23 protein-coding genes and 1 tRNA gene are annotated in these 24,557 nt (G+C 57.7%); 16 read left to right on the plus strand and 8 right to left on the minus strand.

The genetic code is table 11. The features are described 5' to 3' along the window. Position 1: 1 nt before the first annotated feature. The 4 genes from IE089_RS11730 to IE089_RS11745 form a co-directional block, all read right to left on the minus strand. Positions 2 to 349, minus strand: coding sequence for a hypothetical protein (locus IE089_RS11730; RefSeq protein WP_189477996.1), 348 nt, complete (start codon positions 347 to 349; stop codon positions 2 to 4). A 258-nt stretch (positions 350 to 607) separates the two neighbouring features. After that, positions 608 to 1,456 (minus strand): class I SAM-dependent methyltransferase, encoded by an 849-nt coding sequence (locus IE089_RS11735; protein WP_189477997.1) that lies wholly within the window; start codon positions 1,454 to 1,456, stop codon positions 608 to 610. Between the two features lie 64 nt (positions 1,457 to 1,520). Next, positions 1,521 to 1,970, minus strand: a complete 450-nt coding sequence (locus tag IE089_RS11740; protein ID WP_189477998.1) for a nuclear transport factor 2 family protein — start codon at positions 1,968 to 1,970, stop codon at positions 1,521 to 1,523. A 138-nt stretch (positions 1,971 to 2,108) separates the two neighbouring features. After that, complete coding sequence (locus IE089_RS11745) at positions 2,109 to 2,663, minus strand: NAD/FAD-utilizing enzyme (protein ID WP_189477999.1); 555 nt, start codon at positions 2,661 to 2,663, stop codon at positions 2,109 to 2,111. Positions 2,664 to 2,852: 189 nt separating this feature from the next. Here IE089_RS11745 and IE089_RS11750 point away from each other — a divergent pair, with 189 nt between their 5' ends. From IE089_RS11750 to IE089_RS11815, 14 genes are all read left to right on the plus strand, one after another. Beyond that, complete coding sequence (locus IE089_RS11750) at positions 2,853 to 4,220, plus strand: Na+/H+ antiporter NhaC family protein (protein ID WP_229802727.1); 1,368 nt, start codon at positions 2,853 to 2,855, stop codon at positions 4,218 to 4,220. Positions 4,221 to 4,313: 93 nt separating this feature from the next. After that, a complete protein-coding gene (locus tag IE089_RS11755; RefSeq protein WP_189478001.1) occupies positions 4,314 to 6,050 on the plus strand; it encodes a hypothetical protein in 1,737 nt (578 codons plus the stop codon). Further along, positions 6,050 to 6,817 carry a class I SAM-dependent methyltransferase gene (locus tag IE089_RS11760; RefSeq protein WP_189478002.1) on the plus strand — a complete coding sequence of 256 codons (768 nt, stop codon included), beginning with the start codon at positions 6,050 to 6,052 and terminating at the stop codon, positions 6,815 to 6,817. Before IE089_RS11755 ends, IE089_RS11760 begins: the two co-directional genes overlap by 1 nt. Before the next feature lie 24 nt (positions 6,818 to 6,841). Beyond that, positions 6,842 to 7,222, plus strand: a complete 381-nt coding sequence (locus IE089_RS11765; RefSeq protein WP_189478003.1) for a GtrA family protein — start codon at positions 6,842 to 6,844, stop codon at positions 7,220 to 7,222. Positions 7,223 to 7,243: 21 nt separating this feature from the next. Next, entirely contained in the window at positions 7,244 to 8,227 is a 984-nt protein-coding gene (locus IE089_RS11770) for a glycosyltransferase family 2 protein (protein ID WP_189478004.1), read from the plus strand. A 43-nt stretch (positions 8,228 to 8,270) separates the two neighbouring features. After that, entirely contained in the window at positions 8,271 to 9,956 is a 1,686-nt protein-coding gene (locus IE089_RS11775; RefSeq protein WP_189478005.1) for a glycosyltransferase family protein, read from the plus strand. Positions 9,957 to 9,963: 7 nt separating this feature from the next. Continuing rightward, positions 9,964 to 11,604 carry an amidohydrolase gene (locus tag IE089_RS11780; RefSeq protein WP_189478006.1) on the plus strand — a complete coding sequence of 547 codons (1,641 nt, stop codon included), beginning with the start codon at positions 9,964 to 9,966 and terminating at the stop codon, positions 11,602 to 11,604. A 2-nt stretch (positions 11,605 to 11,606) separates the two neighbouring features. After that, on the plus strand, positions 11,607 to 12,383 hold the full coding sequence (locus tag IE089_RS11785) for a PP2C family protein-serine/threonine phosphatase (RefSeq protein WP_189478007.1): 777 nt from the start codon (positions 11,607 to 11,609) through the stop codon (positions 12,381 to 12,383). Positions 12,384 to 12,451: 68 nt separating this feature from the next. Next, complete coding sequence (locus IE089_RS11790) at positions 12,452 to 12,865, plus strand: ATP-binding protein (protein WP_189478008.1); 414 nt, start codon at positions 12,452 to 12,454, stop codon at positions 12,863 to 12,865. Further along, entirely contained in the window at positions 12,858 to 13,148 is a 291-nt protein-coding gene (locus IE089_RS11795; RefSeq protein WP_189478009.1) for an STAS domain-containing protein, read from the plus strand. The genes IE089_RS11790 and IE089_RS11795 overlap by 8 nt, the downstream gene beginning before the upstream one ends. Positions 13,149 to 13,245: 97 nt before the next feature. Beyond that, positions 13,246 to 13,800: an RNA polymerase sigma factor gene (locus tag IE089_RS11800; protein WP_189478010.1), complete on the plus strand. Its 555-nt coding sequence runs from the start codon at positions 13,246 to 13,248 to the stop codon at positions 13,798 to 13,800. Beyond that, the gene (locus IE089_RS11805) at positions 13,801 to 14,496 is read left to right on the plus strand and encodes an anti-sigma factor family protein (RefSeq protein WP_189478011.1); all 696 of its coding nucleotides are present in this window, start codon (positions 13,801 to 13,803) and stop codon (positions 14,494 to 14,496) included. A 136-nt stretch (positions 14,497 to 14,632) separates the two neighbouring features. After that, complete coding sequence (locus IE089_RS11810; RefSeq protein WP_189478012.1) at positions 14,633 to 15,685, plus strand: PrsW family glutamic-type intramembrane protease; 1,053 nt, start codon at positions 14,633 to 14,635, stop codon at positions 15,683 to 15,685. A gap of 216 nt (positions 15,686 to 15,901) precedes the next feature. Further along, positions 15,902 to 15,978: transfer RNA gene (locus IE089_RS11815), tRNA-Val, on the plus strand. A 45-nt stretch (positions 15,979 to 16,023) separates the two neighbouring features. On the opposite strand, the gene IE089_RS11820 is transcribed toward IE089_RS11815, so the two are convergent. Next, positions 16,024 to 17,220 (minus strand): GNAT family N-acetyltransferase, encoded by a 1,197-nt coding sequence (locus IE089_RS11820; protein ID WP_189478013.1) that lies wholly within the window; start codon positions 17,218 to 17,220, stop codon positions 16,024 to 16,026. Between the two features lie 390 nt (positions 17,221 to 17,610). Here IE089_RS11820 and IE089_RS11825 point away from each other — a divergent pair, with 390 nt between their 5' ends. Beyond that, positions 17,611 to 19,845 (plus strand): TonB-dependent receptor, encoded by a 2,235-nt coding sequence (locus IE089_RS11825; RefSeq protein WP_189478014.1) that lies wholly within the window; start codon positions 17,611 to 17,613, stop codon positions 19,843 to 19,845. An 80-nt stretch (positions 19,846 to 19,925) separates the two neighbouring features. On the opposite strand, the gene IE089_RS11830 is transcribed toward IE089_RS11825, so the two are convergent. The 3 genes from IE089_RS11830 to IE089_RS11840 all read right to left on the minus strand — a co-directional run bounded on the left by IE089_RS11830 (position 19,926) and on the right by IE089_RS11840 (position 22,975). Beyond that, complete coding sequence (locus IE089_RS11830; protein WP_189478015.1) at positions 19,926 to 21,092, minus strand: MFS transporter; 1,167 nt, start codon at positions 21,090 to 21,092, stop codon at positions 19,926 to 19,928. A gap of 4 nt (positions 21,093 to 21,096) precedes the next feature. After that, the gene (gene aguB / locus IE089_RS11835; RefSeq protein ID WP_189478016.1) at positions 21,097 to 21,972 is read right to left on the minus strand and encodes an N-carbamoylputrescine amidase; all 876 of its coding nucleotides are present in this window, start codon (positions 21,970 to 21,972) and stop codon (positions 21,097 to 21,099) included. Between the two features lie 97 nt (positions 21,973 to 22,069). Then, positions 22,070 to 22,975 carry a LysR substrate-binding domain-containing protein gene (locus tag IE089_RS11840; RefSeq protein ID WP_189478017.1) on the minus strand — a complete coding sequence of 302 codons (906 nt, stop codon included), beginning with the start codon at positions 22,973 to 22,975 and terminating at the stop codon, positions 22,070 to 22,072. A 94-nt stretch (positions 22,976 to 23,069) separates the two neighbouring features. Between IE089_RS11840 and IE089_RS11845 the strand changes: the two genes are divergently transcribed. Further along, positions 23,070 to 24,068 carry an agmatine deiminase family protein gene (locus tag IE089_RS11845; protein ID WP_229802728.1) on the plus strand — a complete coding sequence of 333 codons (999 nt, stop codon included), beginning with the start codon at positions 23,070 to 23,072 and terminating at the stop codon, positions 24,066 to 24,068. Positions 24,069 to 24,557 lie beyond the last annotated feature (489 nt).

Raw genomic sequence — 24,557 nt, forward strand, 5'->3', positions numbered from 1 at the left:
ATTAGTGCAACGCTATTGTGCGAATTTGTTGAAGTCGCACCGCGATTTGTTGTCTTACGCAAGGATCTTCCGAAAACTGCCTTAATGCGAACAGGGGCCTGTAAAGGTTATCCATACAGGCGTGCCGCCAATGGGGCGGAATGCTGTGGTCGCAGGCCGCCTCTATTAGCAGCTCAAGCTGATGATCGAAATGCCCTATGCTCGCAACGGGATCATTCAGGTCTCTACCACCATCGTGGCACAGGAATCGAATAATCATCGATATCTCGTCCTGCGCTAGGGCATAGCGCACTGCGAGTCCAAGACGAATGTAGTCCAGCATTGAGTTGTAGCGGCCGGCGGATGACATTGAGCTTACCTCACTAACACAAATGATAATCATTCTTATTATTGTGGGGAGAGACGCATAAATCAAGCCCGGCCGGCCTCCGAAGCTATGGGCAAATTTTGAGTGAGCGGCCCATTGCCGAATGGCTGATCGGGCTGCCGTTGGCGGAGCGAAGCGGGTTTTATTATGCGGAGGCTATAAAGTTTGACGCCTCACGCGTGTGAACGAGTGAGCCGCGGGCGGCGAGTGCCGGCCGCGCAGTGGGGGAGGTAGGCAGCCCTATGGCGCTTTACGGAACAGCAGAGTCATGCGGTCGGACTCACCGATCGCTTTCATGGCTTCCCGTTTTTCGGGATCCTCCGCACTGCCGTTCAGGCTGGGCGGCAGGCGCCAGACTATATCTTCTGCACCCGGGACGTCTTTGGGGTTGGCGTTGATCTCGCTGCTGGCAACCAGTTCGAAGCCGGCGGCTTCAAAGGCTGCAACCACATCAGACTGCTTCAGATAGCCGCGACTGCCGTCAGCACCTTCCGCTGCAGCTGACTCGGGCAAGCGGTGTTGCACCACGCCAACCATACCGTCGTCTTTCAGCAGCGAGCGGGTGGCGGCCAGGGCCTGGGAGCGGGTGCCTGCGCTTTCTTCAAAACGGTTCAGATTGTGTAGGGCGCGCACCATCAGTACTCGGTCCACCGTGGCCGCCAGCTCTGGGGGGACAGTGCCGAATGTAAAGCCCTGCGCGTTGATGCCGTTATCAGTAATCTCAGCGACCATGTCGGGAAACTTGGCTGTGCTGGCAATGCGCTGTGCAATGCGTTCTTCGGAGAAGAAACCGAACAGCGGCCACATGGTGTCTGCATAGTTCACGCCGTACCAGCTGCCTTCACTGCCCAGGTAGGGCGCCAGAACGCGGGTGTACCAGCCGCCGCCAGGAAGGGCTTCAGCCACTGTCATACCGGGTTCTACCTGGAAAAATGCCAGGGTTTCGGCCGGGTGCCTGTACGTGTCGCGAGCCTTGTCTTCTTCGCTGCGGCTGTCCACGGCAGCCTGCAGTGCGCTCGATGGCTCCTGTGCAGCCAGGGGGAGGGCGGCAGCCAGCAACAGCGAGCCGGCGGCAATCAGAGTCTTCATAGTTATGTCCTTACTGGTATCAATGGGCATGCCCTGGGGCACGCTTCAGCAAGGATACGTCAGTTCAAGCGCTTTGAGATTCATCCCAGGGAATTTCGGTGAGGGCATTGATGGGGTCGTTGACGTCCCAATAGCCACGCAGGGACAGCAGCTTGCCTTCATCGTTGACGTGGTAGGTGAACACGCCAAACACTTTCTGTTGAATCGCCTTGCCGTCGCCGGCTGGAATCACAATGGTGATTTCGATGTGGTTGGCAACCTCGTTGCCGGCCGCGTAGGAGTGGTTGATGACGATGTCGATATTGGCCGGCGCGATAAAGCTGTCCCAAAACGCCTCGCGCGCTGCCTGGCCCCGGTGACCTTTGCCCTCAGGGTCGATGTGGGAGACTCCGATGGGGTCTTCGATAATGGCATCGTCGGCATACAGGCCCAGCCAGCCTTCCCGATTCTTTGTGCGCACATATTCGCGCGACAGCAGCGCAGCGCGGCGCGCCGGGTGTTCGTTCTCAAACATGAACTTATCCTTATTCTAGCGGTGCAATAAAGATAGTAGTGCTGCAGTGCTGTGCGCCGATACCCGCTCGGTCATTTGGCTCGCAAGTTAGGGTGCAGCAGACCAATTAGCTGAACAGGTCGCGGCGCGGTAGGGGTATCAAGGTGCGACTTTCATCACCCGATCAAAGGCATTGCGCCCTTGTATCACCAGCTTCGGCGTTGCCTCACCCTGGCCTGCGGGGGTCAGCATTGGATGATTGGCGGCGACCGCGCCAAGCGCTCCTTCCTGCTCGGGGTCGATATCCACAAAGAAAATATGCCGGCCCTGCGCCAGTTCCTTTTCAAAGCGGCGAAAATCTACGTGGGGTTCCTGTATCCCGATCAGGCCGCCCTCCCAAGTGCAAAACCCCAGGGCGACAATGGCCAGGAAGGTGGGCGGCACCCAGGTGGTGGTTTCTGTAATCCCCGTGAGGTAAGCCGCAGCCAGTACCATCCCAGCAACCACTATGCCAATGGCGGCGCCGCGTGCAGTGCCCCTGACCACGTCTTTCTTCAGTACCGCCTCAACGGTGTGCAGGCCATGCCGTTCTGCGCCTGCGTCATCCAGGCTGAGCACGTGAAGCTGGGGGGAGGTGATGCCCGCTTCTTCCAGTTCGCGTTCTACCGCTTCCAGATCGGCAAGGCTGTTTGACGAAAAATAGTGCCGTTTCATAAGTTGCAACTCCTTAAACCACACAAACATTAGGGTGTTTACGTCACAGTTGCCGCGCGTGGCCCTGTGTTTTTAAGACCGATTCGTTACTAGCAATGGCCTTGCAAATTACCGGATGGATATAGCGACAGTCGCCAGCCTCTGCACGCATAAGTACAATTGCGGCTTAGATCGGGTTAGGGGATGCCGTTGGACGTTGAATTTGGGGCGCTGAGCTTACTGCCCACCGCTGTGGTGCTGGCGCTGGCAATCCGTAGCCATCGCACTGTGGAATCTCTGATCGCCGGCACCATTGTGGCCTTTATAATGACGGCTGGATGGGGCTTCTTGGGCGAGCTATCGGAGGCCGTGCTCACCGTAATGCAGGACCGTGACGTAGCCTGGGTGGTGCTGGTCTGCGCGCTCTATGGCTCATTTATTGCGCTGATCGTGAAGGGTGGTGGTGCTAATGCATTCGGCCGAATCGTCACGCGGCGTGTGAGCAGCAAGCGCGGCGGACTGCTGTGGACCTGGGCATTGGGTCTGGTCATTTTTTTGGATGACTACCTCAACTCCCTGACTGTGAGCTCCAGCATGAAGGCGGTAACGGACCGTTACCGTACTTCCCGTGAGATGCTGGCGTATGTCGTGGATTCAACCGCGGCACCGATCTGTTTGATCATTCCTATTTCCACTTGGGCCGTTTACTTCGCGGGACTGCTGGAGAAAAACGGTGTGGCGGGTGAAGGCTCCGGGATAGAGGTGTTTATCCAGTCCATTCCCTACATGGTGTACCCCTTCCTTGCCGTGCTTCTCGTGCCGCTCGTTATTCTGGGCGTAGTGCCCTTGCTCGGCGCCATGAAGCAGGCCGAGCACCGGGCGGAAACCACCGGGCAGCTTGCGCCGACCGGCTCTGAGAACTTGGAGATACGGGACACTTACGAGGCCGGGGATGCCAGCGAGTCCAGCGCCTCACTTTTTTTTGTGCCATTGGGCACCCTGATCTTTTTCACCATCTGGTTCGATATCGATCTGTTGATGGGCGTGATGGCGGCGATCATGCTCACACTGGTGCAGTACACGGTGCAGCGTGTGATGTCGTTGACCGAGATGCTGGATACCCTGATAGAAGGCCTGCGTGTCATGGTGCCGGTTTTGTGCATCCTCATTGCCGTGTTTACCTTCATTGAAGCCAACACGGCTATTGGCATGACTGACTATGTGATCAAGACGGTAGCGCCGTACATGACCCCCCAACTTTTGCCGGTGCTGACCTTCATCACCATGGCGTTTGTGTCGTTTACCACCGGGTCGAACTGGGGCGTGTTTGCCATCGCCATGCCAGTCGTTTTCCCGCTGGCCATCGAGCTGGATGTCAGCATTCCCCTAATCGCAGGTGCATTGTTTTCGGCCAGCGGTTTCGGCAGTCAGGCCTGCTTCTACTCCGATTCCACCGTACTTACAGCCCAGGGCGCTGGCTGCGGCCCGTATGAGCATGCGGTTACCCAACTGCCTTATGCCCTGATTGCTGCGGGCCTATCCGCCCTCGCCTATCTTGCCATGGCTTGGTGGGTGTAGTGGCATGAAGCAGGGAGGCTTTATTCGTCCCTTTGGGCTGAGCGGTGGGAGCCAGCTTGCTAGTCCGTGCAGCCATAGGTGTGGCTGTCGGCGATGAGTAACCCAGTGTTATCTAGCGTGAACGCCAGGCATTGGTTGATCTTGCTTGCGATTTTCATCATTGCCCTGGTACCGCGTTGGTACAGCAGTCAGACCGTGGGCTGGGGTTGGGACGGCCCCGACTCCTTCACCCTGATTAACTACGATGAGGGTGGGTCTTGCCGCGCAGCGCTTGTAGGTTTCGACTATTCCACTTTTATCGGGCAGCAGACCATTGCCGTTGCGTCGGCGCTTGGCGCCGGCGTGCCAGAGGGCACCGTGGGTGATTACAACGCAGCGCGCAGTTACTGCTACGACCCGGCACACCTGAATGTGGCCCGAGGTTATTCCGCTGTCTTGGGCGCAGCTACCGTGGTACTTGTGGGTGTTATGGGCTTTCTATTGGCGCCCGCCCTCCCAGCCGTGGGCTTCACTGCGGCAGCCCTGCTGGCTGTTTCCGGATTCCATATCAGCGAGTCGCAATCGGGCACCGTGGATGCGCCCTCCGTATTTTTCATTTACCTTTTCTTTTTGGCGGTGCTGCTGGCGCTGCGATCTAGGCGTTTGGCGCTGTGGTCAACGCCGCTGCTGTTAGTCCCCGCGGTATGGACCAAGTACTGGCTTTTTGCGTTTTTTGCTTACGCCTGCGTAGTGCCTCAGGCGGCTTGGCACTATGTGTCACAAGGGTTTAGTGCGCGCCGTCTGGTGTTGCTTGTGCTGGCCCTGTGCATTCTGTTTGGTTTGCTCACTAATGCCGCATTTCAGGCGCTACCATCCTGGCGCTTTGCTCTGTTGCTGCCTTTTTATGCAGTAATCCCCTGGCAAGCCATCAAACGGCCCATGATGCTGCTATGGGTGATGGTGCCTGTATTTGCCTGGGCGCTCACCCAGGTTGATTTGTTTGCGGCTTACACCACGGGGGTGATGGAAGAGCGCTTTGGCACCGGCTACGCCGCCATCGGTTGGAACAAGTGGCTGCGCAACCCCATGAACGTGGGTTGGGTGTTGCTGGTGGGAATGGGGATTCCTGCCCTGTTGTGTCTGCCCGCCGGCGTCCGCGCGATGATGGCTGACCGTGCTCATGTTCGCAGCTGGCTGGTGCTGCTGCCGGTACTGGTTTTCGCGCTGTTCATGGCGTTTCTTGCCCCAGTCACCTACTACCGTCATTACCTCGCTCTACTGCCTGCGGCCCTGTTGCTGGCTTCGCTGGGGTACTGGCAGTATCGTTTTGCCGCCAAGCCGTTCGCGCTTGCCGTGTTCTTCCTGTGGCCTGTTGCGCTGAGTGTAGACTTAGTGGGTGATTATCATCAGGACCCTCGTCAGACGCTGCGCCATTGGTATCAGGAGGCTCAGCCGCAACGTGTGTATATGTCGTTCTATGTGGCACCACCGCCTGCCTATGCACAGTCACACGCGCTACTGCAGCCGGAATATGCCCAGGGAGACGCGGCGCAACTGCGCCAGGCGCAATATCTGGTGCTGAGCGAGAACTGGTATGACACAGCCTTTCCAAGCGAGCTTAATGGCCCCTACACCTCTAAATTGGAGCGCCTGATAAAAACCAAACCCGAGTACGCTCGCTTCTACCAGCAGGCTCTGGCCGGTGAGCATCCGTACCTGGAGCCGGCGCGGCGCTATACGGTGAGTAATTTCATGCCGGAGCTGATGCTGCACAAAGCCCTATACGGTACTTTCCAGATGTTCGTGGGAGATATCGTGGTGTTGCGCATTACACAGGTGCCACGCTCCTGATGGGCACCTACAGCAAAGAAGAGCTGCTCGAGTTACAGGAAACCTTGTATGACTCCAGCAACCCCACTCGGCGTTGGCTGCACCGTACCCGACGCGACTGGATTCTGTCGCGGATCAATGGTCTGGGTCAGGGGGCGGCCCGCGTACTTGAAGTGGGCCCCGGGTCCGGTGTGTACCTGCCTGCGTTATCGCAAGTGGCACAGTCAGTGACAGCGGCCGACATAGAAGATGCTTACCTGGAGCAGGCCAATGTGCTGGCCGAGGAACTCCCCAACCTCCAATGCCTGGCCGATGACATCACGCAAACGCAAATGGAGAAGGCCAGCTTCGACCTTATTCTCTGCACCGAGGTCATCGAGCATATTGCCGATTCACCGGCGGCGCTGGCTGGTCTTGCGTCGCTGCTGACGGAGGATGGCGTGCTGATTCTTTCCACGCCCCAGCGCTTCAGTCCGCTTGAGGTCTGCGCCCGCATTGCATTCCTGCCTGGCATTATTCAGGTGGTGCGATGGATCTATCGCGAGCCCATTATCGAGACCGGCCATATCAATCTGCTAACGGAGTCGGCACTGGCTGCGCAGTTATCTGATGCGGGTCTTGCGACCCGCGAGGCGTGGAAGTCCGGGTTTTACCTGCCGTTAGTGGCGGAGCTGCTGGGCAGCCCTGGGCAACGGTTTCTTGCCTGGTGTGAAGACAAGCTGCGGGATGGTCCCTTGTCCTTCCTGCTGTGGACGCAATACCGGGTCCTTGGCAAGCGGCAGTCGTGAGTTCTAACACGTGAAGTCTGAATCGTGAGCCGAGAGCAGGGCACTGTGTGGCGCTTCGCCCTGGTGGGTTTGCTAACGGCAGGACTGTTCTACGCGCTGGTGGCTGCTGGCGTAGAGTGGTTATCCCTGTCACCTGCCGTTGCTAGCGCCGTTGCTTATCCGCTGGTGCTGGGCTTTAACTACCTGGCCCATTACCGCTGGACCTACGGCAGCGACCGCCCGACGGGCAGCGCAGTGTCTCGCTATGGCGTGATGGTCGGAGCCGGCTTCCTGATGAATCTGGCGGTCATGCACCTGGGGACCCAAGTCCTGAACTTTAACTACTTGCTGGTTCAGACCCTGTCTATGGCTGTAGTAATATCAACCAACTTCGTCCTGGCCAGCCTCTGGGTTTTCCGGGATTAACCTAAGCTATCGGGGTGATAGGTGCAGCCGTTACTGTCCGTTGTTATTCCCGTCTTTAACGAGGCGCCAGTACTTGAGGCATGCTACCAGCGTCTGGTGGCGGCCACCGGGTCGCTGTCTATGCGTCTGGAATTTGTGTTTGTGGATGACGGCAGTAGCGACGGTAGTGTTCAACTGCTGACCGATCTGCGCAGTCGTGATGCCCGCATTGCATTGGTGGAACTCAGCCGAAACTTTGGCAAGGAAGTGGCGCTCACCGCGGGGTTGGATCACGCCGCCGGGGATGCCGTGATTATCATTGATGCTGACCTGCAGGACCCCCCTGAGCTGATCCCTGATTTCGTGGCTGCATGGCAGGAAGGCTACGACGTGGTCTACGGACAACGCGCCAGTCGTGCCGGTGAGAGCTGGCTCAAGCTGAAAACGGCCAGTTGGTTTTACCGCGTAATGAACGCACTCAGCGATGTGCCCATTCCTAACGATACGGGCGACTTCCGCTTGCTTAGCCGGCGCGCGGTGGGCGCCCTGGGTGAGCTCAGGGAGAAGCACCGTTATATGAAGGGCCTGTATGCGTGGATTGGTTTCCCCCAAAAAGCCCTGCGCTACCATCGGGAGCCTCGCGCGGCTGGCGAGACCAAGTGGAATTACTGGCGGCTCTGGAATTTTGCCCTCGAGGGTATTACGTCATTCTCAACCGCGCCCCTGCGCTTTGCCACCTACCTCGGTGCCGTCACTTCGCTGGCAGCATTCCTTTACGCCATTTTCTTCCTGTTCCGGACACTGATTTTGGGCAACCCGGTACCGGGTTACCCTTCGCTGATAGTGATCATGCTGTTCCTGGGCGGCGTGCAGCTGTTGTGTCTGGGAATTATCGGCGAGTATCTGGGCCGCACCTACGGCGAAAGTAAGTCGCGCAGCCTGTACTTCACCAAGGGCTACCACCCCGCAGCCTTAGACCCTGCTGATGTCCACGGCGCTGTGTCTGATGCGACCGACAAAACATAAAGCCTCCATTAATCCATCAACGCCCACCGACCATAAGCGCAGTATGAGCCGACTCGAATCCATTCTCTGGCCCCTGGCGGGCATCGTATTATTTCTCTCCTTCGGTTACACCGAGATGGCCGGCTCCGATATGTGGTGGCATGTTGCCGCCGGGCGAGAAATCTTCCAGACCGGCACCATCTGGATGGTGGATGACTGGTCATTCACGGCTCACGGTGCTGATTGGCTGAATCATGAATGGTTAAGTGATGTTTTTTATTGGCTTTGGGTATCTGCCTTTGGCGTGGAAACCTTGGTGTGGTGGAAGTGGCTGGTGGTCATCAGTACCTACCTGCTGCTGCAGCTCACCCTGTACCGCGTAACACAAAGCTGGCCGGCGGCTTTTCTGTGCTCAGCCATGGCCATACTGGTCGGTGCGCCCTTTATCGATGTGCGCCCGCATTTGTACACGCTGCTCAACATGTGTTTGCTGCTGTATTTGCTGCTGCAGCGCGACCGCCCCCTGTGGATATTGCTGCTGTTGTTCCTAGTGTGGGTAAACCTGCATGGCGGATTCTTTTTCGGCCTGATGGTGCTGGGTGCGCTGCTGTTTCCCTGGCGCAATCTGGGTTGGGAGCCGTTTAAGGCGGCGTTTCTGGTGGGCCTGGCCTGCCTGGCCGTTACCCTCCTGAACCCCTCGGGTATCGAGTCTCTCTGGTTTCCCTTGAAGTACGCCTTTGATGGCAGTTCGCCCTACCGCGAGATCGGGGAATGGTTGCCGCCGTTCCAGCCCGGCGGTATTCAGTCGCCCTGGTTCGCTACCCTGGTGTGGTTTCCCTTGGCGGGTCTGGCGTATCTGGTGCCAGCCATTCGCCGCCATACCGGCGTACCCTGGGAAGGCCTGGTACTGACCGCACTGACGCTGGCCATGGCACTGACCAGTCGTCGCTTTATTCCCATTTTTGGTATCTCCCTGGCCGTTATGCTGGCGCCGCTGCTGGCGTGGGCGTTGATGTGGCTGCGCGACCAGCGCCTGCGTATTGCATTCGCCGTGATCGCGCTGGGCTTTGCACTGTACCGACAGCTTCCCTATCCGGTGCAGGCCGCTCCGGCATTTCACTACCTCACAGCTGAGTACTCCTACCCCACTGACCTTGTGGATGCCGCGCAGCTCAATGGGCTTGAGGGTAAGGTATTTGCCTACTACAACTGGGGTGGTTATTTGCACTGGCGCACCGATGGCGCTCTCAAGGTTTACATTGATGGGCGCGCAGACACTATTTATGAAGTCGATGAATACTTGAAGTACGTGAAAGTCCTGCGCGACGAGCCGGGTTGGCTGGATATCGTCGAGCAGTCTGGTGCCGACTACTTCCTCTGGCCACGTGGCATCGCGGGTGGCGCACAGAAGTACGCAGCCATGCAGCAGTCGGGTAACTGGCGCTTCGTGTACATGGATGCCATGGGTTATTTGCTGGCCCGCAACGAGGTCGAACTGCCAACTTCCATCGAAAAGCCGCGTGATTCAGTCGATCGCATGGTCACACTGGGCTACGAGCGCCTTGGCGGAGGTGCTCCAAATAGGGCTGTCGCTCTGGCAACATCTGCTCGAGGGTTGAAGCCATGGCACCGCACCGCCTGTATGCTGGCCATGACGGCCTATGACATTATAAGCGATGCGGCCGCTGTGGATCGCGTTGCAGCCGCATGTTACCGCCAATTTCCCACACCACTGTTTGAAAGAGAGTAATGGAACGATGAAGCAATGGATCGCTTTGGCCGCGTTGGCGTTAGCACAGGCAAGTAGCGCCGCCACACTGGTTCACAACGTGCACGGCTACACCATGGACGGCGAAACTGTACGTGAGTTTGTTGCCATGGAGTTTGATGACGGCAAAGTTACCGCGCTGTACGAGAGTGAGGAGGCCAGTGAGGCCAGCACGGCAGAGACCAGCATCGATGGCGAGGGTGCCACGCTGCTGCCGGGTCTGATTGATGCCCACGGCCACGTGAGCTCGCTGGGCCGGGCGCTGGCGTCGGTGAATTTGGTAGGCGCCACCAGCGAAGCTGAAGCGGTTGAGCGTGTAGTGGCCTTTGCCAAGGCCAATCCCGATGCGCCCTGGATTGTCGGCCGCGGTTGGAATCAGGTGTTGTGGGAGGGGAAGCAGTTTCCGGACCGGCAATCGCTGGATGCAGTGGGTGATCGGCCCGTGGCCTTGCAGCGCATTGATGGCCACTCCATGTGGGTGAACAGCATGGCGCTGGAGATGGCAGGGATCGACCGCGAGACGGTAGACCCTGAAGGCGGGCAAATCGTGCGCGACGTGGCGGGCAGGGCTACCGGCGTCCTGGTCGATAACGCCATGTCCCCCGTGTTTGCGGCGATACCCACTGACACGGATGAGCTGATCGCCCAATTCCAGCTCACCGCATTGAACAACCTCGCCGCCAACGGCATTACCTCGGTGCACGATGCGGGAATCACCGCACAGGAGCTACGCGGGTTCGACAGCCTGCTGGCCGCGGGCAACATGCCAGTGCGCGTGTATGCCATGTTGGATGTGCTGGACCCTGAGAACGACAAAAATCTGGCGACAGGCCCTCGTGAAGATGAGGCAAGCTTGCTGTCTGTGCGCAGTGTAAAGATCTCCGCTGATGGCGCGCTGGGTTCCCGGGGCGCGGCGCTGTTCGAGGACTACAGCGACGACCCCGGCAACAAAGGGCTCTTGCTGCTTACGCCCGAGCAACTGACGCATCATATGAATCGCGCCGCCGCGGCGGGTTTTCAGGTAAACACGCACGCGATTGGCGACTTGGCCAACGATCGTGTGTTGTCTGAGTACGAGCGCCTCAATAAGGAGGCAGAGACCCGCGCCCTTCGTCACCGGGTAGAGCATGCGCAAATACTGCGCCCAGCGGATATTGATCGGTTTGAAGCTGCCGGCATTGTTGCCTCCATCCAGCCCGTTCATGCGACCAGTGACAAGAACATGGCCGGAGATAGACTGGGTGATGTGCGACTCAAGGGCGCCTACGCCTGGCACGCGTTGCTGGCCAGTGGCGCGCAGCTAGCCGGTGGTTCGGATTTTCCCGTGGAAGAGGTTAACCCTTTCCTGGGCCTGCATGCGGCAGTGACACGACAGAGCAGGGACAACCACCCTGAAGGTGGGTGGTTGCCCGGCGAAAAGCTGGACCGCGCTGAAACCCTGCACCTGTTTACCCAAGGCAGTGCCTACTCGGCCCACCAGGAAGAACTCATAGGCACATTGCTGCCGGGGTTCAGCGCCGATTTTATACTGCTTCGTGATAACTATTTCACCGTCGACGAGCAAGACATTTGGAAGAACAAGGTGCTCTCGACGTATGTGGCCGGACGACGTGTGTATCAGGCCCCGTAACGATGTCTAAAGCTCCCGAGTTACCCCAGGCACCCATCTCCATCGATGTTTTGCACGATGAAGTTGAAGTGGCGCGCGAGATTCAGTTCAGCATTTTGCCGCCGGAGATGCCCAATGTGCCGGGCTACGAGCTGTGGGGCATGCTCAGACCTACAGCGCACACCGGTGGTGACATGTTCGATCTGGTGGCTCTGGAGCAGGGCGTTTTTGTGCTGTTAGGCGATGCAACGGGGCATGGCTACGGCCCGGCCCTGTCGGCGACCCAGATGCAGGCCATGTTTCGCGTTGCTTTTCGGTTGGGCGCGAACCTTGACCAGGCCTATGTGCATGTGAATAACCAGATGTCAGAGGATTTGCCCGAGGATCGCTTTGTCACCGCCTTTCTGGGTTTCCTCGATCCGCAGACTCATCGCCTGCGTTATCACTCCGCGGGTCAAGCGCCTATCCTGCACTTCAAGGCCGAGAGCGGACAGTGTGACTGGTACGGTCCCACCACATTTCCGCTGGGCAGCTTGCCGGTAGATCGAGCCGCGGCAGACATGACCCTCGCCATGGGGCCTGGCGATGTTGTGGCCCTGCTGTCGGACGGGGTGTACGAATACCCCGACGGGGGTGAACACGTGTTTGGAACAGAACGCGTATCAAAACTGATCTCTGAAGGTGGTGAGCGCTCACTTTCTGAGTTGTCGTCAGACCTTCTCGCCGCGCTGGCAACCTTTGGTGAAGGCGCCGTGCAGGAAGACGATATCACCGTCGTGCTGCTTCGACGCTCGGCCTGAATTGCCTGTCGTGGCCCTGGTCACTGATCTACACTGAGAGGACGGGAACGGATTCCTCGGGTGCATAAATGCAAATTTCGCTGGAGAGAGACATCAATGAGATTGACCGTATCGTGGCGGCGACGCGTGCGTATTTCCAGGATCAGCAATTGCCTGACAGCCTCGTTCCCACGGTAGACCTGGCCACCGAAGAGCTATTCGTAAACATGGTTCGCCACGGTCAGGCGGGTGATGCCCGTATCGTGTTGGAGATGGCTCCCACGGAAGGTGGGGTGGCCGTGACGCTGATCGATACCTCCAGCGATCCTTTCGACCCCCGCAATGTGCCTGATGTAGATACCCAGGCACCGCTAAACAAGCGGGAGCCCGGTGGTTTGGGGCTTTATCTGGTCAACCTGCTGGTGTCGGATATAGACTACGAGTTTCGCGACGGGACCAGTAGAGTCACGTTTCACGCGCGTACAGGGGAACGCGATGTTTGAGATTAGGCAGGACGGGGATTACCTGCGCCTGAAAGGCCGGCTTGATGCGGCGCAAGCGGCGGGGGCGGAGTCGGCATTTGCCGATATCACGGCCGGCGCATTGCTGGATATGTCGGCGCTGGAATATATCTCCAGCGCGGGACTGGGCCTGCTGTTGAAGACTCACAAACGGCTGATGGGCCAGGGTGCGGGCCTGAAGCTGGTGGAAGTGAACCCCCACATCGCCGATATCCTCCATTATTCGGGTTTTGATCGTCTTTTTGATGTGACCCGGGAAAAATAAAATATCAATAAAAACAAAGTGCTACGTCTAATTTTTACCCTTATCGACGGTTTCTGTGAAAACCCTTTCCAACTTTATCCGATGGCGCTGGTAAGTCATGGGTAAGGAGATGGAAAGGGCCAGGGACGGCCAGCTCGTTCAACGAGGACTCCAGGGAGACCGTCAAGCGCTGGAAGCGCTGGTGAATCTGTACCACGGTGCGATTTACAAGCTGGCTTACAGGATGTTGGGTAACAGGGAGGATGCCGCAGATGTCACACAAACGTGCTTTCTCAAAGCCTTTGAGAACCTCGGCTCCTATAACCCTGAATACAAGTTTTTCAGTTGGTTGTACCGCATCGGCATCAACGAAGCCCTTAACACACGACGACGAAATGCAGGAATTGAACCCCTTGATCAGCCGATTCCTGATCAAGGAGATGGTCCGGAGCTGGCTACCGGGAACGATGAGCTCCAAACGCAAGTCCAGACTGCACTGATGCAGCTGAACGACGAGCACCGGGCCGTGATTACGCTGAGGCATTACTCCGAATGCAGTTACGCTGACATGGCCGTCATCCTGGCTGTACCGGAAAAGACCGTAAGGTCCCGATTGTTTGAAGCCCGCCGCAAGTTGCAAGGCGTGCTAAGTGCAGCCGGAGTGGAGAGGTAAATGATTAGCGAAGTGGACAAGCTGGCATTACAAGCGGCGATCGACGGCGAACTGGATGTCGCTGCCGAAGCCGAGCTGCGTCAGCGTCTAGGCGACAACTCCGAGGCCTCTGAACTGGAAGCATCGCTGCGCGGGTTGTCTGAAACCCTGGCCGCGGACCCAGAGCCGGAAGTGCCGGCGAACCTTGAGAGCTACATACTCCAGTCGGTGCCGCTGCCGGTTGACCATCGCGCCAAAACACAGGTTGTTACACCCCTGCCAACCCGCAAGCGCCCGGAGTGGCAGGGCTTTGCCATGGCTGCCAGTTTGTTTGTTGCGGTCATTTTGGGGGTGGGAGCGCTGTTCCCGGATGAGATCAACGGCGATCTCGCCGGTCAGATGACTGGTACCCTGCTGCCTTCCGATGCCCAGGTGCTCGGCGAAGCTCGCCTGGATTGGCAGTCGGTGGAAGCTGACCTCCAGTTGCTTGGGACTGACGATGGCGATCTGGCTCTGGGCCTGCGCGCTGACGCCGATCAGACCACAACTTTTTCATTCATTGATCCGGTTTCCGGCCAGTCGTATGCAGAGGTAGTGGTTGACGGCGAGACTGCGAAGCAGCTCCCGTTACCCAATCCCGTCTCCTCCGTTCAGGTCGATGTTTTCCAGAAGGGCCAACTTGTGCACCGAGAGGTTCTTCAGGTTTTGGATGAGTAGTTCTCATCCCCTTTAGTAGCACCCCTGTAATCTTGGTGGCCTTTCGGCCACCTTTTTTGTTCTAGCCCTCTAAAAACACCGCACCAATAACCTCTGGGCTAGTCATTGCTTCAGCACGGAGTACACTGCTAGCGCTATGGGATCGCTGCTTGCCGTGCCGATTGGATTGCTGCCCGTCATCATTTTTTTGGTGACGCTGTGGCGTATGGATCGACATCAGCTGACACCCTTGCCCCGCGTGATCAGACTGATTGCGGCAGGGATGGGCGCAGCCTGTGTGAGTCTGTTGGTCAGTGGGCTGCTAATAGAGATTTTACCGCCCGATCTAACGCGGCTTTTTCTGGCGCCGCTGATTGAAGAAACCGCTAAAGCCATGATCGTGGTTGCCCTGTTTCGGGCCAGCCGTATTGGTTTTCTGGTGGATGCGGCGATCCTGGGGTTTGCGGTGGGTGCGGGCTTCGCGTTAGCGGAGAACCTGTATCTGATGGTGTTTGGCCCACCCATGGGTGAGGGCGTGTGGTTGGTGCGCGGCCTTGGGACCGCGGTGATGCACGGGGGTGTCACAGCAATCTTCGCCATTGTCGCGCAGCGGTTTACCGAGCGAAGTAAGCGGTTGGATCTGCAGTTTTTTCTGCCGGGGTTGGTGATGGCAACGGCGCTGCACTGGGCATTCAACCAATTTTACTTCTCGCCCATGCTGCACACCCTTGCGGTTTTGATTCTTCTCCCGTTGTTGTTGTTCCTGGTCTTTAGTAAGAGTGCCGACGATTTACGTATCTGGATGCAGCTGGACTTCGATGCCGATGCGGTCCTGATTCAGGAGATCAGTAGCGGGCAATTGAGAAACACGCGCGCGGGCGATTTTCTCGATGATATCCGTAATCGATTCCCCGGCGAGATCGTGGGCGACATATTGTGTTACTTGAGGATCTATACCGAGCTGTCGTTACGCGCCAAAGGTTTGCTGATGATGCGCGAGCACGGCATGGAGCCGGAGTACGATCCGGCGCTGACCCCGTTGTTTGATGAGCTGCGTTATTTACGCGAGTCCATTGGGCAAATCGGCGTGTTGGCTCTGCAGCCATTCCTGAACTACGACCGCAAGCAGCTGTGGCAATTGCTTGTGCTTAAAGGACAGCACAGGGCCGGCGAGAAGGCCGCAATGCGCGAGGATTCGCGCCCGGGTTGAGGTGTTGAGATGCAGCGGCGACGCCTTTATACTTCGCGTCCCTTTGCAGGACTATAGCTCAGTTAGTTAGAGCACTTCCTTGATAGGTTAGAGGTCCGCAGGCGACAAAACGCGACTCTGAAAGCGTTTTGGACAGCGCCCCGAAGGGGTCGCAACGCGAGAGGCAATCGCGGTGCGATCAATCTGGGTTTGCCCAGATGAGACAGCGCAGTTTTTAGGACTATAGCTCAGTTGGTTAGAGCGCTACCTTGACATGGTAGAGGTCCCCAGTTCGAATCTGGGTAGTCCTACCAAATAAAAGAACCCGGCCTTGCGCCGGGTTTTTTATTTGGCTGTGGTCACTCCAATGAAAAATCAGGCCACACTTGTAAGGCTTGCTCAAACGCGATTTGCGCATCATCGGGCCGCTCCTTGTCGCGGTAACGTTTAATCAATTGCTCCACGTCCTTTCTGCATCGCCCGTCCAGTATGCCTGTGATATTTGCGCCGTTTCCGGTGTGAAGTTCACGGGAGAAGATTTCTCGATCAACGCCGCCAAGACTGTACTTGTAGGGTTCGTTCCCAATAGTGAAGTCGAAACGTTTGAAACCGTTGGCAATGGCCCAGCGAATGCAGTGTGCCTGCAGCATAAGGCCGGATGACAAATCCTTCACGGCATCGTCCCGACCGCCCACATGGAACAGCACCTCGCCTCTAACCTTGTCGAGATAGTTCGCTTGCGCAGCTATGGGCTTGCCGCCGCGGTAGAGTATCGCCAGATAAACCATGCCGTTGGCCAGCCCTAGCATGATGACATCCTTGAACAGGTCGGCCAGGTGAGTGGCGCGCTTGTGGCCTTTTTGTTCGGCATGCCTCAAGTACCACAGCTTGGACAGCACGGTGACGTCCTGAGTGTACGTTTCAGGGCGGGATTTCTTTACCTGTAGCTCAGGGTCCGTATCCAGTTGACGTAACAGGCGCCGCAACTTCTGTCGGGAGTTAGAACTGAGGGACGCCAAGTAGGCATCAAAGCTGTCAGGAAGATCGATATACGGGCATATGAGATTGTTGGTCTGCCCATCATTGATGAGATGAGTATTCCCCTTGCAGTCGAAGAGGGTCGGGTCGAAGGCTGACGTGAATGCGTCCAGCCGGCATTTGGGTGCGCTGAAGTAGTTGAGCACTATGCGGGCGAAATCCATTTTCGACACCTCGGCTGCCAGCGCAACACAGACCTCAGCTTCCACGTCAGGATCGCACAGAATACCGGTGTAATCGGCATCGAATACGTGCCCTAACATGTCGAGCACGTTGATAAGGCACCGTCCTGACTTACTCCACCGAGTCATCAACATCAGTGGAAGCAGCCCTACGCAGCGACCCTCATCCGACCACGCAACCACTACGCGGAATTTGCCAGCCACCCTTATAGCCACCGAGCAAAGGAAATCAGACGAGAGGTAGATATGCGAATACGGGTCTGCCTGGTACAGCTCGTCCCAGTCCAGCTCTATTTCAAACAGCCTTTCGATGCTGTCTATAGTTTCTATTCGCATGGGCTGTGCTGGGCTCCAAGGTCAGTGGGCAGGGAGGAGGCAGGGCTTTTGGTTTTGCGGATTTTACCTCAGACCCCCATGATAGTTCTCAGTGGCTCCCTCACTGGATTGGTTCGACCTGAATGGGGTCGACCTGAATGCGTCGGCCTGAACGGATTCGGCCCGCAACGCCACAGTCAGTTTGTTCAAATACGTCCTTGAAAACCTTTGCTGCTTACCAGCCTCTAGCACTCTCAGCCTGCTTTTGGGCACCTCAATCCCAAGCAAATGGGTGAACCGCGGTAATTTTACCAACCGCTGATGATGGTTCACTCTGTCAGATGATACGTTGTATCATATCTTGCGTAGGTAACTGTTGATCCTAACTCGTTTTACTCTTAAGGACGCATAATGAAAACGACAAGACTGCTGCCCCCCGCGGGTTTGTTCAAGCTCACGCCCATGAGCCTGCTTTTGGGCGCGACCATGGCCGCGGCCCAGGCGCCGGATGCCGGGAACCAAATTGAAGAGGTTATCGTTCGCTCGTCGCCCCTACTGAGCACCTCTGATGAAATCGCGCTGGGCACCACAGTGCTGGATAGACAGGGCATTCTCCAGAACCTGAATGGTACCGTCGGCGAGACCTTGTCCAGTCAGCCCGGCGTCAGCTCAACCTTCTTCGGACCGGGGGCCTCCAGACCAATCATCCGCGGCCTCGGCGGCGATCGGATTCGTGTCCTGACTAACGACATCTCTGCATTCGATGTGTCAACAGCCAGCCAGGATCACCTGGTGGCCACGGAGGTGGCTACTGCGCAGCAAATCGAGATTCTTCGCGGTGCCTCCACGCTTCGTTACGGCCAGAACGCCGTGGGCGGCGTTGTGAACGTTTACGACAATCGCATCCCCCGTAGCGCTCCAGAAGATGGTTTGGATGCTGAAATCTTCGCCGGTTACTCAACGGTGGACGATGGCTACACCGTTGGTGGCTCGGCGGATGTTAGCGCCACCGATAACCTTGTGTTGCACGTTGAGGCTTCCGATCGCGACGCCGACGAATACGACATTGATGGCTTTGCGAGCGAAGCCGCTGAAGAAGAAGGTGTGAAGGACACGGTTGAGAACAGCCAGTCCGAAGCCACCTCCGGTGCTGCCGGTTTATCCTGGATTGGTGATCGGGGCTACATCGGCTTCGCTGTTGGCTACCAGGAAGGGACGTATGGCCTGCCTGGCGGCAAGAAGAAGGAAGAGGAAGAGGAAGAGGAAGAACTGGAGCTATTCGCCGAAGAGGGTGAGGAGGAGGAAGAGGAAGGCCCCATCACTATCGACTTCGAGCAGATTCGCTACGATCTGGACGGCGAATACAACTTCGGCAATGGTCTGGTGAAGTTGGCCAAATTCCGCTTTGGTTATGCCGACTACGAGCACACCGAGTTCGCCGGCGATGAGCCCGAAACCAAGTACGAGAATGATGAGTGGGAACTGCGTGCAGAGGCATTCATGAACGAGTTCGAGTTGGGCGCTGGCTCCGTGACCGGAACGTTTGGCGTAAACCTTGCCGATCGCGAGTTCTCGGCGGACGGTGAAGAAGCCTTTGTCCCGCTGAATGATCAGTTCCGTTGGGGCGTGTTCGGACTTGGGCGCTACGAGCTCGATATGTTCCACTTCGAGGCTAGCCTGCGGGTAGACGATCAGCAGAATGAGACAGATAACCTGGCCTTTGCCGGTGAGAGCTACGACGAGAGCGAAACCACCTACTCAGCCGCATTGACAGGTATTTACCACCTGAGTGATACCACCAGTATGGGCGTCAATCTGGCTCGATCTGAGCGTGCCCCCACGGCTGAGGAACTGTTCTCTAATGGCTTCCATGCCGCGACGAGTACAGTAGAGATTGGTGATACTAACCTCGATACCGAGGTGGCGTACTCGCTAGAGCTCTCCCTGAAGAGCAGCTATGAAGCTCTAAACTACGGTGTGAACATCTTTTACACCGACTACAGTGACTTTATCTTCCTGAGCCCGACGGGCGACCTGTTCGAGGAAGGCGATCCGTTCCCCGCAGATGAGGGCTTCCCGGTGTTTGCCTACCAGCAAGCCGATGCGGAGTTCTATGGCTTCGAGGCTGAAGCCGATTTCCTTGCATTCAGCAATGACACCTGGGCGGTGTCCATTGATGGGCAGGTAGACATGGTGCGTGCGCAAACGACGGAGTCCACGACCTTTGGTGGAATCGAGAATGTTCGCGACGAGTTCACCCCGCTGGGCACAAGCGGCATAACCGTCGAGGAGGGTGACCTGCCCTTTATCCCGCCAATGCGTGTCCTTGGGGGTGTGGATATCGACTACAAGCCATGGCGTTCAACCCTGCGTGTTGAAGTGCAGTACGTTGATGATCAGGACCGCGTAGGCGAGACGCCAGAAGGGAGTGAAGTAGAACTGGCGGGCACTACGCCTACCGATAGCTACACCTTCCTGAACATCTATCTGACGACTCAGCCTTTCGCCAATGCGCAGAACGTAACCCTGTCGTTGCGCGGACGTAACCTGACTGATGAGTTTGCGCGTTCTGCCACGTCTTTCCTGGCCGAGTCAGCACCGTTGCCAGGGCGTGATATTCGTTTCGGTATCAACGTGGCGTTCTAATGTGACTCTAATGCCGACCGCCCCTGCGGCCGGCCAGTGTCTAAGCCGAGAAGCCCCCGCAGTGCGGGGGCTTTTTTGTTTTAGCCTGAACGAGCGTCAGTAGGGCGATCGCGCGACTGCATCAGGCCCTTGGCCGTAATCACAATGGCAACCGCACAAATAGCGTAGGCCGACAGGCTGGTGACCATCACGCCGCTGTATTCATTGGCGCTGACCATTGAGGCAGCCACCGCTGGCCCCAGGCCGCCGCCGGCTCCGCTGGCGATGCCGCCTGCAGTAACAACAGCGCCCCCCGGATCCAGGTCGGCCAGCAAGCTTTGTATGTAGGGCGTCATGAATGCCCAGGTCACACTGTGAATGGAGATGAATAGCAGGAAATCCCAGTAGCCGCTGGCGTTCATAATGCCCATCAGGGAGGCGGCACCAATAGCAATGCTCACCAGAACCGGCAGTGCGTGCCCGAACCTTGCCCCCACCAGAACGATGGCAAAGGCGCCGGGTACACCAACAATCGACGCGATGCCCAGTGAGGAGCCGATCTCGCCATCACTCAGGCCCGCATGGAAGGCTATGCGCTCTAGGTAGACGTCGGTTGCCACATTGGACGCTTCGCTGAAGCACAGTGCCACAAGGCCCGCGATAGCGGGGACCGTCAGCAGTAGCTTCCACTCGCTGCCGCGAATAGAGATGCCGGCAACATCCGCCGCATCGGTAGGCAGGTTGCGAACCAGGGCCAGTGCCGCAAACTGCAGGCAGGCAAAAGCCAAGTACATGTTGGTGACCGACAGTTCGGGTAGCCAGGTGGGTAATGCCCACAGGGCGATACCGCCAAGCCCGAACTGCAGCATCATGAACAGGCCGTAGGCGCGTTCGGACTCGGGTTGGCGGGCAAAAGCACTCATCACTGCGGCATAGGCCGCGCCTTCACTCAGTGCGTTAAGTGCGCGCAAGCCGTAGAACAGTGGCAAGTTTTCATAACTGAAGGCGGCGCCTGCATTGGCCGCTGCCGCCACAATCAGGCCGACGGTTGCAAGCCGGCGCAGTGGAAGACGATGCATGAATAGGGCGCAGATCAGTGCGATGGTTACCGATCCGATCGCCCCGTAACCCGAAGTCATCCCGGCGGCGGAGTCGCTGAGGCCGCCCGAATCCACCAGCACGCCGGTGATAATGGGGCCTATAAGAATAGGAATTAGCGTGATACAGCCGAGTACTGCGCATGCCCAGATTCTTGGCCCCGGCAGCATAGCTTTATCCTTCCCCGTGCGTTGTTAACACCCCATACAGGTCGGGCCTGCGGTCGCGAAACACCCCCCACTCGGTGCGATATCGTGCGACCTCATCGAGATCGAAGCTCGCCACTAGCACCGCTTCATTCGCGTCGTCAGCCTGATTCAGCAGAGCGCCGGTATGGTCGGCGATAAATGAATTGCCATAGAAGTCCATGTTCAGCGAGGCGTCTACAGTGGCTACCTCATGGCCAATACGATTTGAGGCGATCAGTGGCACCATGTTGGCGGCAGCATGCCCCTGCATCGTGCGACACCAGTGTCCTCTGGAATCCAGATCGGGTATGCCGGGTTCGCTGCCGATTGCCGTGGGGTACAGCAGCATCTCGGCGCCTTGTAGCACCATGGCTCTGGCGGCCTCGGGAAACCACTGGTCCCAGCAAACGCCCACACCCACGCGACCAAAGCGTGTATCCCAGACCTTGAATCCGGTATCGCCGGGGGTGAAATACTGTTTCTCCTGGTAGCCGACCGAGTTGGGAATATGAGACTTGCGGTAGACCCCGAGGATCTCGCCGTCGGCATCAACCATGGCCAGCGAGTTGAAAAACGTATTGCCTGCGCGCTCAAACCAGCTGATGGGCAGTACCACGCCCAGTGATCGCGCCAGTTGTTGGAAGTGCTTCACCAGAGCGCTGTCTGCCAGCGGCTTGGCCAGCTCAAGGTGCTCGCCGCGCTGTTCTATACAGAAGTAAGGCGTCTCAAACAGTTCTTGCAGGAGAATAACCTCGGCGCCGGCCTCCGCGGCCTGGCGCACCAGGCGCTCGGCATTGGCAATATTGACTTCGCGGTCCCAGCTGCAGGCCATCTGTGTGGCTGCAAGAGTGACGTTACGCATCTATGATCCCCGTTTGTAAGGATTAATTAGGGCAATGGTGCAACTGAATTCCCCATCGAGGCAAACGCATTCTTTTTTGCCTATTGATTAAATTTGCTCATGTACTGCCCTTGCCCGCCTGGGCGATCAGCCAGTCCCAGAAGCGCCTTTCTGCATCATTGCGTAGCCGATCAGGGTCTCCGCGAAGCATCCATTGTTCCTGGCGCTGAATTGTTGTCGGCCCCAAGGCAAGTAAGCGACCTTCCGCCAGTGCGCGTGAGGCCAGGGTATGACTACCCAGCGCAACACCCTGTCCGGCAAGGGCGGCATCCAGTGCCAGTCCGGGGTCGCTGAAGTTGAATCCGCGCACAGGCGCTCTCTCTTCAAGCCCCACAGTCTCGAACCACCGGTTCCAGCCATCCCAGCTCTCGTCGTGAAGGAGCTCCGCTTTCGCCAGGGTCTTGGGAGATGGGCGTCGCTTGCCCAATCGTGTTCGGTAATCGGGGGAGCACAGTGGGCCCAGTGTTTCGTTGGCAAGCACCACTGACGTTAGCCCGGTACCCGCGTCTGTGGCGAGTGCTATACACATGTCATTTTCGCTTTGCGAAAAGTCCACAGCCGCGTCTGTGCTGACTATCCAGGGATCAATGTCTGGGTGAATGTCCCTCAGTGACGGCAGGCGCGGCATTAACCAGTGCCGTGCGAAGGCGGGTGGGCAGGTGATGACCACCGATCCCGGCTTTATGTAGTAATCGAGTCGGCCAAGACCTTCGTCCAGCGTGGCCAATGTGCGCCGCGTGGTTTCCAACATGTCGCGGCCGGCATCGGTAAGCTGCACTGAGCGGCCTTGTCTGCGGAACAGGGCTTGGCCCAGCGAGTCTTCCAGTGCCCTAATCTGGTGACTCACTGCGGACTGGGTCATCGACAGTTCGTCGGCCGCTCGCGAAAAGCTCTGCAGCCTGGCGGCGGCTTCAAAGCCTACCAGTGCCTGCAGTGACGGGAAGCGACGATAACGGGAACCCATAAGGAAAACTCATGGAAGGCACGAAAATGTTTCGTTTGAGGCAGTGTCTTTCATGCCCTAGGCTCTGTCAAACACTGACGCTGGAGAGTCGACCATGAGCGATTACCGCATGCCCGCAGAGTGGGAAGAGCACGAGCGCTGCTGGATGGCCTGGCCCGCTCGCATGTGTATGTGGGATGACCCGGACGGCACGCGCAAAGCCTATACGGCAGTCGCACACGCAATTGCCCAGTTTGAACCACTCACCATGGTAGTGAACCCACAGCAAGCGGCCGAGGCGCACAACTATTTAGGCAGCGACATCACGCTACTGGAAATGCCCATCGATGACTCTTGGGCCAGGGACACTGGACCAAACTTCGTAAAGAGTGCAAGCGGCGATCTGGCGGGCGTTTGTTTCGGCTTTAACGCCTGGGGTGGCAAGTACACACCCTATGATCAGGATGCCAAGATGGCCGAACGAATTCTGGCATCGGCGGGCGTGCCGGCTATCCACTCTCGCCTTATTGCGGAGGGCGGAGGCATTTGCGTTGACGGCGAGGGCACCCTGCTGACGACAGACAGCTGTTTTCCAAACGCCAATCGTAACCCCGACTGGAGCCGCGAGCAGATCGATGAGGAATTGATGCGTCTACTGGGCGTGGAGAAGGTGATCTGGCTGCCGGGTGATCCGCTGGATGAGGAAACCGATGGCCATGTCGATGGCGTTGCGGCCTTCGTTGCACCCGGCAAAGTAATGATTGAGGGTTCGGATAACGCGGAAGACTCACGCAAGGAATATTTCGACAGCTTGCGGGAGGCTATCGATGGCCAGACTGACGCCCAGGGTCGAACTCTGGAGCTGCTGAACCTGCCGGAAGCCCCCTGGGATGTCTCAATGGGCGAGCGTTTTTGCTGTTCGTACGTTAACTCGTACATTGCCAATGGCGCGGTAATCGCACCGTCGTACGGCATCGCTCTTGACGGCGAGATACGCGAACGACTGCAGGACTATTTCCCGGGACGCGAGATTGTCATGGTGCCAATTGCCGATATCGCGGTAGGCGGTGGTGGTATTCACTGCATCACACAGCAGCAGCCCGCTGCTGGATGAGAGAAGGCCGGAAATTAGGGTTGCAGGGGAAGCTGCGTGGAGTCTGTGGGGTCTGTGCCGCAGGGGGCGATATCAGGAGCCCATCGAAGGTGCCGCAAGGCGCTTGGTTAGGGACGGGCTATAAGGCTCTCTCCGGGTCGCCCATCACAGACATTAGCTTAACTAGGCGGTGACGTGAGACCACGCGGGGGAGTAGGCCGAGCAATCGGTTCGGCCGACCGGTAATCACTATGCCCTGTTTCCGGGCAGCCAATGCCCTTATCGCCTCATCCACCACCGCCTCGGAGGACTGGGTCAGTGCCTTCGGTAAATTGTTGCCGTCAGACTCGCCGCCGGTGGTAACCTGGAGCCGATGCGCAGAACTTGGGTAATGCGCCCCCGGTCGGGGGGGGCGACTAGGAATTTAGCCTGCCGCCATCTCTGTCAGCGATAGCGCGCTGGGGCAAGATGCTTTTCAAGCTTCGTGTGGAATTGCAGTACTCCCTGTTG

It is taken from the genome of Parahalioglobus pacificus, assembly GCF_014652275.1.
GTDB classification, from domain to species: Bacteria; Pseudomonadota; Gammaproteobacteria; order Pseudomonadales; family Halieaceae; genus Parahalioglobus; species Parahalioglobus pacificus.